We start from the raw sequence: 16,425 nt of genomic DNA, 5'->3' as shown, positions 1-16,425 counted from the left end.
CCGGCCCGCCCCCCCACCGGGGCCAGGCGGGGGGCCCCCGGGGCCCCGGCACCCCCCGGCGCTCGGGGGCCGGCGCCGGGGATTCCCGGGGGGGGCATTCCTGCCTGCCCCCCTTACCGGAGCAGCCCTACCGGGGCTCCCGCCGAGGGAAGGGCCGGTGTCAGCGCTTCCAGACGGTCGCCCGCCAGGTCGTCGGGTTGCCGGCGCCGTCGGTGCCGACGGCGACCCCGGCGATCACTCCCGCGTCGTTGATCGCGGAGGCCGAGCCGTAGGGGCCGAGGGGAGACGGCGGCAGCGGGACGACCGTACCGTCGGGCTTCCACAGCAGGGCCTTGTCCAGCGCCGCGTTGCCGACCGGCGGCCACGCGTAACCGACGGCCGTCCCACGGTTGTTGATCGCCAGCGCCTCGCCGGCCGCTTCCGCCGGATTGGCGAGAACCGTCCGCGTGCCGTTCGCGTTCCACCGGGCCGGGTCGCCGTTCGGGGAGTCCTGCAGCGAAGCCCCCACGGCGGTGGCCGCCCGGTTGACGTCGTATCCCCGCCCGCGCCCGGCGTCGCGGACGGTGCCGTCGGCCGCCCACACCAACACCCGGTCGTACTCCGTGCTCCCGGCAAGCCGCCCGTGACCGAGGACGACGCCGTTGTCGGTGATCTGGCTCGTCCGGGCCCCGACGAACCCGGCCGGGAGGGGCAGTGCGCTCACGACACCCGCCGCGTTCCAGCGCACGGGGTGCGCGGGGCCACCGGCGCCGTCGCGCTGCTCGGTCCACCCGACCACCGTGCCCGCGTTGTTGATCGACGTCGCGGTGCCGCTGCTGTCGCCGGGCAGCACGGGCAGGTCGGTCCTGCTGCCGTCGGACCGCCAGCGCAGGGGGTGGGAGCGGTAGTCCTCCTCGTAGGCGTCGCCGACCGCGACCCCGGCGTTGTTGACGGCCGACGCGTTGCCGCCGCGCGACCCGCCGGGAAGCGCCAACCGCGTCGGGGTGCCGCCCGGTGTCCAGCGGACGGGGTGGAAGGCGGGCAGGGCGTCGTAGGACAGGCCGATCACCCATCCCGTGTCGCTGAGCGCGGTCGCGCGGCTGTACTTCTCACCGGACAGCGGCGCGAGGCGGGTGTAGCCGGGGCGGCCGGCGTTCCAGCGGATCGCGAGCGGCCCGTCGGAGCCCTCCACGTAGTACTCGCCGATGACCGTGCCGCTGCTGTTCAGCCCCTTGGCGAGGCTGTGGAGCGCTCCCGGCGGGACCGGGAGCAGCCGTGAGGCCGGCAGCAGTTCGGAGGGCTCGGCCACCGCGACGGGCGCCGAACCCAGGAGGAACAGGGCAGTTGCCGCCGCGGCGGCGAAGGTTGCAGGTCGGGGAACACGCAAGCGGGCCATCCGGACACTCCTGTCTCGTCAATGACATTGACGCGCAAGGGCATGGGTGTGGGGTCTGTTCCAGGCCGGCAGGGAACCCGCGCTGCAGTTCAATTTTTCCGATTCTGTTCACCGGTTGGCAGCTTGATCTCCGAAACGACTGGATTCGTACACCCGTTCACCTTGCTCCGTGCCACCCGCCGTCCGACGTGCCCGCCCCGTCCCGCAGGCGGTCCCGGTCTCCGGGTGACGGCGCCCCAGCAGCAATTCCTGCCCCACGGCGGCGGTCACGTCGGGGCGTTCGGCGAGCACCCTCGCCCGCCCGTACACAGCGGGAGACCGCAGCGGCTTCCGGCCACCCGCGCGACGCCGCTCCCCCGTTCCCGGCCCGGCCCCACCGGGCGTCACAGGTCCACCCCGGCGCCGGGCGGGCCGCTCCCGGACACTCACGTTCGTCCCGACGACGCCCCCGGGGTCACAGACCTCCGTTGATCGCGGCAGCCTGGGCGGCGCCGGCGCTGACGTCCCACTTCGCGAGGATCGTGTCGTACTCGCCGCTGCGCATCAGCTGGTCCAGTCCCTTCACCACCGCGTCGCGCAGAGCCGTGTCGCTCTTGTTCAGCGCGATCCCGTACGGGCTGGACTGTGTCTGCATGCCCGTCACCTCGAAGCGGTTGCCGTCGTCGGTGGTCCTGGCCGCGTACGCCGCCACCGGCAGGTCGTTGAAGTCGGCCACCGCCCTGCCGGCCGCCACCTCGGCGAGGGCCTGGCTGTCGTCGTCGAAGCGGCGGACCTGCAGCGGCTTGCCCTGCCGGTCGCAGGCGGCGACCTGGCGGCCGACGATCTCGTCCTGGGTGGTGCCACGCTGCACCGCGACCGTGTGCCCGCAGATGTCGTTCAGCGTCCGGATCCCCTTCGGGTTGCCCTTCCTCACGATGATCGAGGTGCCGGCGATGAAGTAGTCCACGAAGTCGACGCCCGGCCCGCCGGTCGGTATGCCGTCCTCACCGAGCGCGTTACGGCGCTTGGAGGTGTCGCTGATCCCCGACATCGCCACGTCGAACTCCCTGGCGTTGACGCCCGGTATCAGCTTCTCGAACGGCGTGTCGACGATCTCGACCCGCAGACCGAGGACCTTCCCCAGGGCGTAGGCCAGGTCGGGGTCGAGGCCGTCCGGCCTCCCGCCCACACCGCGGAACGCCACCGGCGGGTAGTTCAGGTCGGAGCCGATGCGCAGCACCCCGGCGGCCCGCTGCGCGGCGGGGACGGCCGCCTGGACCTTGTCGACGGCGCTCTTCGGGGCGTCCGTGCCGGCACACGCGGTGAGCAGCAGGGCCGAGGTGGTGGTGAGGGCGGCCGGCAGGGTCCGGCGGTGGGGGAACAGGCAGGAGAGATGTCGCACGACGGGTGCTCCTCTGCTGGGCGGGGCGGCGCGACCGGCATCCGCGAGGAGTCGGAAGTGGCCGGGAACGGGATCCTCCCATCCGGTTCGGAGGTGACCGGCGGCAGGCGTGTCACGATCTGCTATCGGTTGACCGTGCTCTGGGGCTCCCCCGGGTGCCCGCCTGGGTCGGGGCAGGATCGTGTCGGTACCGGCAGGGTGCCCGAGGCGATGCTGCAGGTGCAGGTCTTTCGCGGTCGGCACGAGGGGCGTACGCGCGTCACACGCACCCGGGTCTTCCCGACATGTCCGGGGCATCGACCGGGGCGGCCGACCTGCGGCTCAGCGGGCCGGGTGGCGGTGCACGGCGGCGCGGTGGACCGTGGCGGCGACCCTTTTGAGAAGCAGGCCCGGGATGGGGGTGTTCACGGAGTGCGGCAGGGCGGTGACCGGCGGGTCGGCCGCGCCCGGTGGTGGGTCGGCCGGCGGGCGGGGGCGGACGGGGTGGAGGTCCGCCGCCGCAGGCCCGCGCTCGACCGCGGCGGACCCGTCACCGGTAGGCGGCCGGAGTCGGCGCAGTTGCTGCTCCAGGTAGCTCCTCCGCCGGTGGTGCTGTTCGGATTCGAAGGACCTCAGGCCCTGGATCCCGGCCTCAAGAGCGCTCCGGGTCGCCTCCAGGCCGCCGATCACCTCCTGGATCCAGGCGCGGGTGTCCTGTTCCAGGGCGTCGGCGCCGTCCTGTGCGGTGCCTTCGACGGCCTCGGCGCGGGCCAGGGCCGAGGCGATGACCCTCCGTGCCTCGGCGCGGGCACCTTCGACGGCCCGGTCGGCGATCCGCTGGGCGAGTTCCAGGGTCCGGGCGGCCTCCTCGGCGCCGCTCGGGGCGCGGCGCTCGGTCTGGCGCGGAGAGGGGAGCAGCACGCCGGGCGTGCCGGTGCTCGCCGCCGCAGGTGCGGGGCGCAGGAGCGCTGCGGCGATGGCGGCCCGCAAGTGCTCGTTCTCGTTCGACAGGCGGACGAGCTCGGCTTCGGCGCGGTCGAGGAACTCGTCGACCTCGCCCTCGTCGTAACCCTGGCGGAGGCGGACGGTGCTGAAGGTGCGGGCGCGGAGCTCGGCAAGGGTCAGGGGCATGGGGCGACCTCAACTGTCGGCGTACCGGGTGGCCCGCTCGTGCCCGGCGCCTTCGACGAGGCTGCGGACGGCGGGCTGCGGGCGGGCTGCGGGAGCGGGGCATCGGCGCGGGCATCGGTGACCGGGCGCCGGATGCAGGCGAGGCGCGGCAAGCGGCCTCGCAAACGGCGGCCGTGGGTGTACGGATTGCCGTTGCGCGCTTTCTATCCGCTCTGCACGCGTCCCGTCCAGGGGTATCGGCAGGTTTTGTGCTTTTGCCCGAATCGCGGACCGGCGTCGCGCCGGGCCCCTGCTCCGAGGCCGCCGGCGAACCCGGGAGGGCGGGCACCGGACAGCTGGAACGTCGCACCGTGTGCGGCGGTGATCCGGCCCGAACGCCCGGGACGCCGGCAGGGTCGACCGTGCACGCCCGGGGCGCGGCCCTTCCCCCTCGCACAGGGTTGTCCGTTGTTTCATGTTCAACTATGGTGGCGACCGGACGGGCGCGATCCACCACGTTCGCCCCCAGTCCCGTGAGTCGTGGCGCTTTCATGCGCCGACCGTGGTGGCCGCCGGCAGCGGCGTGGAAAGTCGGAGTGAGATCGTGGAGGACACGGGGCTGCTGGCGCCGCAGCGAAGGGCGCTCATCCTCGACCGCGTACGCCGTGACGGCGCGGTACGCGTGGCGGAACTCGCCGACCGGTTCGGCGTCTCCGACATGACCGTACGACGGGACCTCGAAGCCCTCGCCCGCACCGGCGCGATCGAGAAGACCTACGGCGGAGCCGTCGTCAGCACCCTCGTCGAGGAACCCGACTTCGAAGCCAAGTCCCGGCTGGAACCCTCCGCCAAGGAAGCCCTCGCGAGCGCCGCCGCCGCACTCGTCGAACCCGGAAGCGTCGTCGCCGTCGGAGCGGGGACGACCTCCTACGCCGTCGCCCGCCAACTCCTCGACATCCCCGGCCTCACCCTGGTGACCAACTCCCTCCCCGTCGCCGACCTCGTCCGCACCGCCGCGGAGAACGGCAACGGCAACGCGCCCGTCCTGCTGCTCACCGGAGGCACCCCCACCCCGTCGGCCGCACTCGTCGGCCCGCTCGCCGACCAGGCCATCAGATCCCTGCACACGGACACCCTGATCCTCGGCGCCCACGGCGTCTCCGAACGCGCCGGCCTCACCACCCCCAACCTCGCGGAGGCCCAGACCAACCGGACCCTGATCGCCTCGGCCCGCAGGGTGGTCGTCGTCGCCGACCACAGCAAGTGGGACGTCGTCGGCCTCAGCGCCTTCGCCACGCTCCCCGAGATCGACTGCTTCGTCACCGACACCGAACTCGCCCCCGCCGCACAGGCGGTGCTGAGCGAGACCACCGGGCGGCTCGTCCTCGTACGGACCTCGCCCCCGGCCCCGGCAACCTGAACAGAAGCGCCACCGCGCCCTTGATCCTTCCCGCTGCCGACGCGGTGCTAGGGTGCCCTGAATGAGGCAGTACAGCCCGTCCCGTCCTCCGTGGAAACTGCCGGTTCGATGGGAGCTGGGTGTGCACGACCTCGGTGGTGAACCGGCCCTCCCCGGGGCACGGGAGTCTTCCTTCGCAGGACGCGCCGCGGAACTGCGGACGCTGCTCGGCGCGGTGTCCGACGTACGCCCGGCGGTGGTCCTGGTGGAGGGGGAGGCCGGGATCGGCAAGTCGCGGCTGGTCGCGGAGGCCACGTCGGTCCTCACCGACCGCGGCCTGCGAGTCCTGACGGGCGGCTGCCATCCACTGCGCGAGCCGCTGGCGTACGGGCCGGTGATCGACGCGCTGCGCCGGGTCGGACCGTGGCTGCCGCCGGCCGAGCGACTGGGCGCGTCGACGGGCGCCCTCGCACCGCTGCTGCCGGACCTCGTCGGCGCCCTGCCCCCGGAGCCGCCACGAGTGGAGGCCGGGACCTCCGGAGCCGGTGTGCAGCGGTTCCGGGTGGTGTCGGGGGTACGGACCCTGCTGGAGGCGGTGGCACCGGCGGTCCTCGTGGTCGAGGACGTCCACTGGGCGGACGAGGCCACCCGGGAACTGCTGCTCCTCCTCGCGATGGACATGCCGACGGACTCGGCGCTGGTGATGACCTACCGGGCGGAGGAGCTCCCGGCCGGCCGGCCGGTGCTGGGGGCACCGTTCCGACGCCCGCCCGGGACGGGCGGCGCGGAGATCCGGCTCGGCCGACTGGGCGAGACCGAGCTGAGAACGATGGCCCGGGACCTGCTCGGCGGCGAGCCCGCGCCGGAGCTGGTGCGAACCCTGCTCGAACGCAGCGGCGGCCTGCCGCTGGTGATCGAGGAGGACCTGCTCACCCTCGCGGACTCGCCGGCCGGCACCGACCCGGGCGCGCTGCGGGTGCCGCGAAGCCTCAACGAGGTACTCGCCGAACGACGAGCCCGGCTGGGCCCGGACGCGACCGCCCTGGTGGACGCCGCCGCGGTCCTGGCCGTTCCCGCCGGGGAGTCACTGCTCGCCCTGTCGGCGGGCCTGGACGAGGACCGCACCGCCGCCGCCCTGCAAGCCGCGACGGCCGCCGCCGTGCTGCGTCAGACCGGCCCGGACACCTACACGTTCGCGCACGTCCTCGCCCAGGAGGCGGTCTACGACTCCCTCCCCGGACCGGTCCGCCACCGGAACCACCGGCGGGTCCTGGCGGCACTGCAGACGCTCGACCCACCGCCGCTGGTGCAGATCTCCCACCACGCCCGCGCCCTGGGCGACCGGGCGGCCTGGCTGCCCCGGGCCCAGGAGGCCGCCGACCAGGCCCTCGCGGTCGGCGACCACGGCACCGCCGCCGCACTGCTCCAGGAGATCCTCGACCAGCCCGGCCTCACCCCCGAACAGCTCAGCCGCGCGGCGACCGCCCTGGCCTTCTCGGTCTCCGCCGGCACGCAGTACACCGCCACCACCGCCGCCCTGCGCCGGATCATGCGGCTGCCCGGCCTGAGCGCGCCGGTCCGCGCAACGATCCGGACGAGTCTGGGCGCCATCATGATCTACCGGGGCGGTGAATTCTCCGGCGAGGAGGAAGTGCTGGCCGCCCTGACGGAGGCGGGGGACAGCGATCCGATCGCCGCCGCCAGGCGGCTGGCCCTGCTGGCCCTGTCGGAGACGGGACGGTTCGCCCTCGCGGAACAGCGGGCCATGGTCGAACGGGGCCGCTCCCTCCTGGCCGCTCACGAGGACCGCCAGGCCCGGGCGATGCTCGACCTCGCGCAGATGTCCCTGCTGAGCACCGCCGCCGATCCCGCGGTCCCCGCGCTGCTGGCGGCGCTGCCCCGCGAGAGCACCGACCTGCAGGTACTCCAGAGCACCGCGATGATCGTCTGCGGCTCCGCCGGCCGCTCGATCGCGGTCGGGAACGACGCCCGGGCCGCCGCCGCCATCACCGGGGCGAGAGCCATGGCGCCGGGCAGTCGGCTACCCATGGTGGAGCTCTACCTGGACTGCCATCAGATCATGGCCGACTGGCAAGCCGGGCGCTGGGACGACGCGGAACGTGGCCTCACGGCCTTCCAGAAGCGCTACCCCCAGAGCCAGGTGGGCTCCGGCGGGCTGTCGGCCACCGTGCGCGGCCTCACCGCCGCCGCCCGTGGGCGCACCGCCCAGGCCGCCGCCGAGTTCGACGAGGTGCTCACCCGGGGTCTGCACCTGGACTCGCTCGCCGCCGCCGCCGGCGCCGCCCGCCTCCACCTCAACCGCGACGACCCCCACGCCGCCTGGCGCGCCCTGACCGACCCGCACGACTTCCTGACCTTCCTCGACCGCAAGGAGGCCTGGGCCCACGCCTGGGACCTCGTCCCCACCGCCGTCGAAACCCTCCTCGCCCTCGACCGCACCGACGAAGCCGAGGCCCTGACCGCGCGCCACACCACCGGGACCGAGGGCCGCGACGCGCCCGGCGCCGCCGCCGAACACCACCTGTGCCACGGCCTGCTCCTGCAAGCCCACGACCCCGACGCCGCGATGGCCGCCTTCGACCTCGCGGCCGCACGGTGGACCGCCATCGGCCGCCCCTACCCCGCCGCCCTCGCCGCCGAACGCGCCGCCCGCACCCGCACCGACCTCGACGACGTCTCCACCCGCCTCACCGCACCGATCACCACCTTCGAACACCTCGGCGCCACCTCCGACGCCGCCCGCTGCCACCGCACGCTACGGGAACTCGGCAAAGCGACCTCCAACCCCCGCGGCCGGGCCGGCTACGGCGACCGCCTCTCCCCCCGCGAAGAACAGATCCGCGACCTCCTCACCACCGGCGCCACCAACAAGGACATCGCCGCCGCACTCTTCCTCTCCACCCGCACCGTCGAGAACCACGTCGCCCGCGTCCTCGCCAAACTCCGCACCACCCGCGCCGACCTCACCCGGACGAGCGGCGAGAGGGACTGACGTCCGGTCCACCACCTGGGAGGTGGGCCCGGGTCGTCGAGGCGAGCGCTGCGGCGAGCCGGCCAGGGCGTCCAGCGCCTGACGGCGGGCCGACGGGCCGGCGGGCCGGCGGGCCGCTGTCCGCGGCGGAACCGACCGGGATCGACCCACCGGCCGGTGACCCGGCAGGGGCGCCGGCTGTCCCGACGAGGGTGCCGGCCCGCGCGGCACCGGGCAGGCCAACGGCAGTCCTGGCCCCGACCGGCCTGATCACGGTTGCGTAACGCGACGGGCTCCCGCCCCGGCTTCCGGCTCCTTTCCAGCGAAGCGGTGCACACCCGTGGAACACCCGGCGCAGCCACCCGCCCCGGGCCTCCGCCGTCCGTCGGGCCACCGCCCGCCCGGCGGTCCGAACCGTTCACGAACCGCCCCGGAACGACGCACCGGCAGCGCAGCCGGCGGCAAGGAACCGTCAACCGTCCCGAAGGAACAGCATGCCGCTCCGCCCGAGTCCGACGACCGCCCGCAACGCCCGACGGCTGGCCGGCGCCGTGCCCCTTGCCCTCCTCACCCTCGGCGCGACCATCGCCCCGGCCGCCGCGGACGACTCCAGGTCGTACGACTTCGAGAGCATCGCCGCCAAGGAATGGCCGTTCAGGGCCGTCAACGGCGAAGGCTCCGTGACCACCGCTCCCGCGCCCGAGCGGGCCGGCACCGCGGCGCGGTTCACCGTGCCCGACGACGGCCACTCGTTCCGCTCCGAACTCGCCCTCAAGGGCCTGAGTGCGGGGACTCACCGCTTCGGCTTCTCCCACTACCTTCCGAACGAGTGGAAGCAGGTCGACGACGACATCATCGTCGCCCAGTGGTTCAGCACCCAGCCGGACAGCAAAAAAATCAAGCCGGTCGTCGCGCTGGCGGTCCACGGCGGCGAGTGGCGGCTCAAGGTGCACTGGCTCAAGGACCTGGCCACCTTCGAGGAGTACGAGTCGGTGATCCCGCTCGGCACGGTGCAGCTCGGGCACTGGAATCGCTGGGCCCTGGACATCACCTGGTCCACCCCGTCCACGCCCGGCTCGATCACCGTCACCCGGGACGGTGTCCAGGTCGGCGCCCATCGCGGGAACAACAACTACCACCGCGGCGAGCCGCCGCACTTCAGGACCGGCGTCTACCGTCCGGCCTGGCGGCCGGAGAAGCCGAAGCACCCGACCGGCGGACCGGACATCGTGCTGTTCGTCGACGACATCGTCATCACCACGGGGCCGGCGGGCGCCCCGGCCCCGGCGGTACCGACCCCGGCGGTCCCCGTGGCCCCCACGACACCGGCGGCGTCGGCTCCGGCCTCCGGCGCCGCGCGCACGAGCCCCGCCGCCCCCGTGTCCGGCCCCGCCGCGTCGGCACCCGCCGCAGCAACACCCACCGCGTCCGCACCGGCCGCGACCACGTCCGTGAGGTCCACGCCCCCCACCCCGACGGCCACCGGGACCACGGCCGCCGCGGCCCCGGCCGGCACCGCCTCGTCGGCTCCGGCGGCCGCGGCCCCCGCCGGGCCGTCGACCGAGTCCGGCCCGGCGACCTCCTCCCCCGAGCTCTCCAGCACCGGGGCGAGTACGGACATCGCGCTCGTGGGGGGAAGCGTCGCCGTCGTCGTCGGCACCTTCCTGCTCCGCCGCCGCAAGCAGCCGGGCCGTCATCGGTGAGGCCCCACCGCCCCGATCGACCGGGTGCGGGCCACCCAGGCCGGGGCCCGGGCGGCTGACGGCTTCCCCGACCGTTCGGCGGACGCGACCGTCGCCGCGAGCGGCCGGCGGGACCGGCGGGACGCACTCCGGGCCCGCGGACGGCCCGCTCATCCCGATGAACGGACCTGGAGGGATCGACCGGCCGGCTCAGCCGTCGGGTCGAGCGCGTCGCGCAGCATGGTGCGTGAGGTAATGCCGAGCTGCTCGTAGATCTGGTACAGGTGCGCTCCGACGGTCCGGTGAGAGAGGAAGAGGCGCTCGGCGATCTGCTTGTTGGTGAGTCCGGACGCGGCGAGGCGGGCGATCTGCAGCTTCTGCGAGGTCAGTCCGTGGATGCCCGGGGCCGCGGGCCTCGACCTCCGGGAGCCCGTCGCCCGAAGCTCGTTCATCGCGCGTTCGGCCCACGGCCGCGCGCCCAGCTCCTCGAAGGTCGCCAGCGCGGCGCGCAGCTGGGTTCTGGACTCGGAGGTCGTGCGGGCGCGGCGCATCCGTTCGCCGTAGGCGAGTCGGACCCGGGCGTGGTCGAAGCGCCACCGGTCGCCCCCGGGGGTGTCCACCGCCAGGGCGAAGAGACGCAGGGCCTGCTCGTCGTCGTCGGTGCACAGGGCGGCCGAGGCCTCCGTCAGCATGGCGTGGCGGGAGGACACGGTGGTGATGCCGGCCTCGCGCATGGCCCGGACGTGTGCGGCGGCCTCCTCGCGCCGGTTGATCCGGACGGCGGCTTCCACGAGGTTGGCGGCCACCCACAGGGCGTGGGGGGCGTGCGAGGCCAGGGTTCCGGCCGGGCTCACCGCGTCGGCGTGGTCGTAGGCGAGCGTGAAGTCCCCGCGGCCCAGGGCCGCGACGGCGGCGGCGTGGTGGGCGTAGTGGGCGGCGCAGGGCGCGCCGTGGTCCGTGGCCCAGTCGATGATGACGTCGGCCGTCGCGAGACTCTCGTCCGCGTGGCCCCGGGCGCCGAGGACGACGGACCTGATGTAGAGGAAGTACCAGGCGAACGCGCTGTATCCGTGCTCCTCGCACGCCTGCAGGCCCTCGTCGGCGAGGTCCAGGGCCTCGTCCCACAGTCCGGTGAGGTAGTCGTCCAGGCACAGGTGGATGAGCGCGGAGATGTAGCGCCTGGCCGGGCCGCCCTCGCGTCCCGCCCGCACCACCTGCCAGGCCGGTTCGCGGACCTCGCCGAGGCGGTCGAGGTAGAGGGCGCCCGTGCCGACGCGGGTGATCCGCACCGGGTCGGCCTCACCGGCCAGGGAGGCCACGAGGACGTCGAGTTGTCCGTGCGCCGCAGCCCCGGTGCGGGCGGGGTCGGAGAACGTCCGCCCCAGGACGGCCAGGATGGGGGGCGGCTGGGGGGTGAGGCGTCCCACCGCCCGGTAGTAGACCTGCCACAGGTCGTGCCGGGCGCCGAAGAAGCAGACCACGGCCAGGACGTGCAGCGCGTCGACGAGCGCCTTGTCGCCGGCGCGGTACCGGTGGGTGCCGGCCGCGGACTCGATTGCCTCGCTCAGCAGCCGGTGGGCCGTGGCCACGTCGCCGTTCCCGTTGAGGAGGAGCAGGGCCGAGGCGGTGGCGGAGTGGAGGGAGTCCTCGCCCTCCGGGGCGGCCTGGCGGGCGTCGTCCAGGAGACGTCGGGCGCTGGAGAGGGCTCCGGTGGACTCCGCTCCCAGGTAGGCGGCTTCGGCGAGGCGACGGCTGCGGTTCGGCCCTTCGGGAGAGAGCGAGGCCGAGCGGATCAGCGTCCGCATGGCCCCGGCGGCGTCCCCGCGACGCAGGGTGAGGCCCGCGGCGTGCTCCAGGAGCGCGGCGACCTCCTCGTCGGGCTCCAGGGTGGCCTCGCCCAGGTGCCAGGCTCGGCGCTCCGGCCGGTCGGCCAGCACGTGGGCCAGCGCCGCGTGCGCGGCGCGCCGTTCACCGCTCAGCGCCTGCCCGACCACGGCGGAGCGGATCAGCGGATGGCGGAACCCCAGCCGCTGCCCGCCCTCCTCGATGTGCACCAGCCGCTCGCGCTCGACCGGCGCGAGGTGCTCCAGGCCGTGCCCGGCCGTGGCCCGGCGGGCGGCTGCCTGCAGTACGCCGAGGTCGCCGGTCCCTTCCAGGGCCGCGAGCAGGAGAAGACTCCGGGAGGGGGCGGGCAGCCCTGCGACCCGGGAACCGAACAGCGTCTCCAGTCGCCGGGTGAGGGGCAGCACGGCGGGCGAGTCGGCAGCCGCAGGCCGCAGCGCGGCCGGCAGTTCCAGGAGCGCCAACGGATTGCCGCCCGCCTCGGCCAGCAGTCGGCGACGCGCACCGCGGGCGAGCCCCGGGAACCGGCTGCCGAGCAGCCGGGCCGCCGACTCGTCGTCGAGGGGCGGGAGGTCGTACGCGGGAAGGCCACCGGTCTCGTGCGGGTGCGCGTCGCCGGTGCGCGCCGCCGCCACGAAGCTGACGCCCAGACCGCCCAGACCACTGAGCCGCCGGGCGACGAAGCCGAGCACCGCGGCACTGGCACGGTCGACCCAGGGAAGGTCGTCGACGACGATCAGCAGCGGACTCCCGTCGGCCACCGTCTGAAGGAGCCGCACCACGGCGTTGGAGACGAGCAGCTGGTCCGGCGGATCCCCGTTCTCGAAGCCGAGCGCCACGCGCAGCGCGCGGCGCAGGTCCGCGTCCAGGTCCTCCAGTGCACCCAGGGCCGGGAAGAGGAGCTGGTTGAGGCACGAGTAGCCGCAGTCGGCCTCGAATTCCAGGCCCGCCGCCCTGAGCACCGCGACACCGTCCGCACCCGCGGAGCCGGCCAGCGCGTCCAGCACGGCGCTCTTCCCCACACCGGCCTCCCCGGCCAGCAGCAGCGCACCACCGCCCGCCCCGAGGCGCAGCCGCTCTCGCACCCGTCGCAGGTCGGCGTCCCGGCCGACCAGCGGATCCCCGACGCCGGGCGCGCCGGGCACATACCCATCCCCCATAACCGCCCCTCCCCAGGACCGACCCCGCCGCTCGTGCGCCGGAACGGATCTCCGTCGAGGAGCATCGTCCGCGCGGCCGTGAGCACCCGGGCCGCGTCCAGTATGCCGGACCAAGATCGCGGACGCGGCCGGGAGGACGCGGAGACGGACCCGGGGGTCCGGCCGCTGCCCGGGGTCTCCGACCGGCGTCGTGCGCACTCACCGGCGGGCTTCCACCGGACTGTGGCACGTCATCGGCCGACAATCAACTCGCCCTCTGATCAGCATCTTTGGACTTGCCGGTCCATTTTCTGCCGCCTAACGTGCTGATCGATCCCCCGCGACGAACCCGCACTGGAAGGTGTCATCCCATGCACGCGATCCGTATCGAGGAACACGGCGGCCCCGAGGTCATGCGCTGGACCGAACTGCCGGACCCGGTGCCCGGCCCCGGCGAGGCACTGGTCCGGCTCGGTGCCGCCGGCGTGAACTACATGGACGTCGGCGCCCGGGCCGGGGGCGGCCCCGGCTGGGCGGCCCCCGCCGTCCTCGGCGCCGAGGGAATGGGCTACGTCACCGCCCTCGGGGACGGGGTGCGGGACCTGGCCGTCGGTGACCGGGTGGCCTGGTTCTACCACCCCGGCAGCTACGCCGAGCTGCTCGCCGTGCCCGCGGACACGCTCGTCAAGGTGCCCGACGGCATCGACGACGAGATCGCCGCCGCCGTGATGATGCAGGGCCTCACGGCCAGCCACCTGAGCACCGAGACCTACCCGATCGGCGCCGACGACACCGCCGTGGTGCACGCCGCGGCGGGCGGCGTCGGCCTGCTGCTCACGCAGATGATCAAGTCCCGTGGCGGCCGGGTGATCGGTCTGGTCTCCCGGGAGGAGAAGGTACCCGCCGCCGAGGAGGCCGGCGCCGACCACGTCCTCGTCCACTCCGGCGCCGGATTCGAGGACCGGATCAGGGAGCTCACCGGCGGGCGCGGCGCGGACGTCGTCTACGACGGCGGCGGCGCGGGAACGTTCCACTCCTCCCAGGCGGCCCTGCGCCCGCACGGCGTGCACGCCTACTACGGCCCCTTCATGGGCGTCCCGACACTGCGGCCCACCGACCTGCCCGACAGCATCCTGCTCACCTACCCCGTCGTGCACCACCACGTCGCCACGCGCGAGGCCCTGGTGCGGCGCACCGGCGAGGTGTTCGACCTGGTCCTGGACGGGCGGCTCACCCCCCGGATCACCGGCCGCTACCCGCTCGCGGACGCCGCCCGCGCCCACGCGGACATAGAGTCCCGCCGTACCACCGGCAAGCTCCTGCTCCTGCCCTGACCGCCCGCCACCCGCTCCGGCCCGCGCCCCGCGCCCTGTGCCCGCGCCGCCGCCGGCCCGCTTCGACGGAACACACCAGCCCGCCCCGGGAGGATCCATGACACTGACCCGCAAGGGCGCCGCGACCAGGCAGCGCATCGTCGACGGCGCGGCCGAGCAGATCCGCGAACAGGGAGTGTTCGCGGTGCGGTTGGAGGACGTCATGGCCCGTACCGCGACCAGCAAGAGCCAGCTCTTCCACTACTTCCCCGGCGGGAAGGACGACCTGCTCCTCGCCGTGGCGCGCCACGAGGCGGACCAGGTCATCACCGACCAGCAGCCCGAACTCGGCTCCCTCACCTCCTGGACCGCCTGGGACGAGTGGCGCGACAAGGTCCTCGCCCGCTACCGCGGCCGGGGCAGTGACTGCCCCCTCCACACCGCGCTGGCGCAGCTCGGCGGCACCACGGACGCCGCCAGGGTCGTAGCCGGCGAACTGCTCGACCGGTGGCAGCACCAGCTCGCCACCGGCATCCGCCACATGCAGTCCCACGGCGGAATCGCACCTGAACTGGACGCCGACCGGGAGGCAGCCGCTCTGCTCGCCGGCATTCAGGGCGGCGTACTGATCCTCATGACCACGGGCAGCTCCGCCCACCTTGAGGCGGCCCTCGACTCCGGCATCGCCCACCTGCGCGCCTCCGCCCGCCGGCACCGCTGACCACTCACCGCCCGGTGCCGCCACGGACCGGCCCGACCGCCCGACCCACGCGGGCGCGGCCGGGGGCGGGCAGCCGCCGGGCCCGGGCAGGAGGGCCGGAGGTGCGGCGGGCGCACGGTGGGGGCACCGTGTACCCGCCGCGACGGGTCAGTCGATGGCGTCGAGGACCTTGCCGAGGTCGACGAACTTGAAGCCGGTCGCCTCACGGTCGCCGTCGGCAGGGGTCTCCTGGCCGTCCTGGACGACCAGCAGGCCGTGGGGGTAGCGCGCGCCGAGAGGTGCGTTGAGGGCGGCGGCGCCGTCGCAGACCTCGGAGCCGTCGAGGGTGGTGGAGGCCGCAGTGATGCGGAAGGCGCCCTCGAACTCGTTGTCGTCGTCACGCTCACGGTCGTAGGCGACGAAGGTGTTGTCACCCTGGCTGGAGGCGAGGAGATAGCCGTCGCCGTCCGGCTCGGTGATCAGGGTGAGCCCCTCGACGTCGGCCGTCAGGCGCTTGCCGCCGTAGCCCGGGTCGGCGCCCGGGGTGCACTCCTCGGTCTCCGCGTCGTACGTGCCGGGCACACCGTACTCGCGCACCTTGTCGATCAGCGTCGGCGTGCCGGTGAGGCCCGCGTCGATGCGCCAGATGCCGACGTCCTCCTGTCCCGCGTACAGGGTGCCGTCCGCGGGGTCGACGACCATGCCCTCGACCTGGGGCAGTTCGCCCGGCTCGGCACAGGGCGTCCAGGAGGTGCCGTTCGGCAGACGGAAGGAGGACGGCAGGTCGATGGTGCGCACCTGGCGGTAGCCCACCGTGCCGTTCGGGGTGGCGATCAGCTCCAGCAGGGCGAGGCGGGTGCGGTTGCGCTGGCTGACCACCGCGTAGGAGCGGCCGGTGTTGCGGTCCGTCCAGGTGGCCAGGCCGTAGGCGGTCTTCTGGTCGTTGATCTCGGCCTGGTCGGCGGAGAAGACCGGGCGTACGGCGGGGTCGGTGACGTCGGTGAGCGGGCCACCGGGCTTGTCCCGGTCGATGCGGTAGATCCGCAGCCGGTCGTTGCCGCGGTCGCTGACCACCGCGACGTCGGCGCGGCTGCCGGCCAGGCGCAGGCCCTGCACCAGGTCGACGTTGTTGAAGCGGCCGGGGGCGTCGTCGGCGCCCGGACCGGCGGGGGCGGGGATCGACTGCACCTGGCGGGCGTCCAGGTCGTAGACCCGCAGGCCGCCCTGCTTGGCGGTGGCGACGACCAGGCTGCGGCCCGGGTCGGCGTTGTTGCGCCAGATCGCCGGGTCGTCCGCGTTGGCGTCGCCGCCGGCCTCGTCGTCGTACAGCGGCGCGGTCTCGGCCTTGGGCCGGATGCTGCTGATCGAGGAGGCCTGCGCCGGGAGGGCGACGGAGACCGCGAGGGCCGTGCAGAGCACGAGCGTGGAAGCGCGAGCGGCCAGACGTATCGTCATGTTTCTTCCTTGATGAGGGGTTTGCCCTGACAAGGAAGACGCTCGCGGGCCCATCTGC

The 16,425-nt window shown here is 74.3% G+C and carries 10 protein-coding genes; 5 read left to right on the top strand and 5 right to left on the bottom strand.

The annotated features are described in order from the left end of the window. Positions 1-160 precede the first annotated feature (160 nt). The 3 genes from ACFWIC_RS32545 to ACFWIC_RS32535 form a co-directional block, all read right to left on the bottom strand. Complete coding sequence (locus ACFWIC_RS32545) at positions 161-1,375, bottom strand: hypothetical protein (RefSeq protein WP_380520678.1); 1,215 nt, start codon at positions 1,373-1,375, stop codon at positions 161-163. A 454-nt stretch (positions 1,376-1,829) separates the two neighbouring features. Next, entirely contained in the window at positions 1,830-2,756 is a 927-nt protein-coding gene (locus tag ACFWIC_RS32540; protein WP_380520677.1) for an ABC transporter substrate-binding protein, read from the bottom strand. A 321-nt stretch (positions 2,757-3,077) separates the two neighbouring features. Then, positions 3,078-3,866: a DivIVA domain-containing protein gene (locus ACFWIC_RS32535; protein ID WP_380520676.1), complete on the bottom strand. Its 789-nt coding sequence runs from the start codon at positions 3,864-3,866 to the stop codon at positions 3,078-3,080. Between the two features lie 580 nt (positions 3,867-4,446). On the opposite strand from ACFWIC_RS32535, the gene ACFWIC_RS32530 reads away from it, so the two are divergent. The 3 genes from ACFWIC_RS32530 (at position 4,447) to ACFWIC_RS32520 (ending at position 9,939) form a co-directional block, all read left to right on the top strand. Beyond that, positions 4,447-5,265, top strand: coding sequence for a DeoR/GlpR family DNA-binding transcription regulator (locus ACFWIC_RS32530; protein WP_380520680.1), 819 nt, complete (start codon positions 4,447-4,449; stop codon positions 5,263-5,265). 61 nt (positions 5,266-5,326) lie between these two features. Continuing rightward, positions 5,327-8,257, top strand: a complete 2,931-nt coding sequence (locus tag ACFWIC_RS32525; protein WP_380520675.1) for an ATP-binding protein — start codon at positions 5,327-5,329, stop codon at positions 8,255-8,257. Between the two features lie 473 nt (positions 8,258-8,730). Continuing rightward, the gene (locus tag ACFWIC_RS32520; RefSeq protein WP_380520674.1) at positions 8,731-9,939 is read left to right on the top strand and encodes a polysaccharide lyase; all 1,209 of its coding nucleotides are present in this window, start codon (positions 8,731-8,733) and stop codon (positions 9,937-9,939) included. 149 nt (positions 9,940-10,088) lie between these two features. Here ACFWIC_RS32520 and ACFWIC_RS32515 read toward each other — a convergent pair whose 3' ends face one another. Further along, positions 10,089-12,905, bottom strand: a complete 2,817-nt coding sequence (locus ACFWIC_RS32515; RefSeq protein ID WP_380520673.1) for an AAA family ATPase — start codon at positions 12,903-12,905, stop codon at positions 10,089-10,091. A gap of 365 nt (positions 12,906-13,270) precedes the next feature. On the opposite strand from ACFWIC_RS32515, the gene ACFWIC_RS32510 reads away from it, so the two are divergent. Beyond that, positions 13,271-14,233: a quinone oxidoreductase gene (locus ACFWIC_RS32510; RefSeq protein ID WP_329877239.1), complete on the top strand. Its 963-nt coding sequence runs from the start codon at positions 13,271-13,273 to the stop codon at positions 14,231-14,233. A gap of 97 nt (positions 14,234-14,330) precedes the next feature. Beyond that, positions 14,331-14,933: a TetR/AcrR family transcriptional regulator gene (locus ACFWIC_RS32505; RefSeq protein WP_380520672.1), complete on the top strand. Its 603-nt coding sequence runs from the start codon at positions 14,331-14,333 to the stop codon at positions 14,931-14,933. 147 nt (positions 14,934-15,080) lie between these two features. Here the strand turns inward: ACFWIC_RS32505 and ACFWIC_RS32500 are convergent, their stop codons facing one another. Further along, a complete protein-coding gene (locus ACFWIC_RS32500; RefSeq protein WP_380520671.1) occupies positions 15,081-16,367 on the bottom strand; it encodes a phytase in 1,287 nt (428 codons plus the stop codon). Positions 16,368-16,425 lie beyond the last annotated feature (58 nt).

It is taken from the genome of Kitasatospora sp. NPDC127035, assembly GCF_042726075.1.
Lineage (GTDB): Bacteria > Actinomycetota > Actinomycetes > Streptomycetales > Streptomycetaceae > Kitasatospora.
Note: the sequence above shows the minus strand (reverse complement) of the source record. Positions and strands in the feature narration are given on the sequence as shown.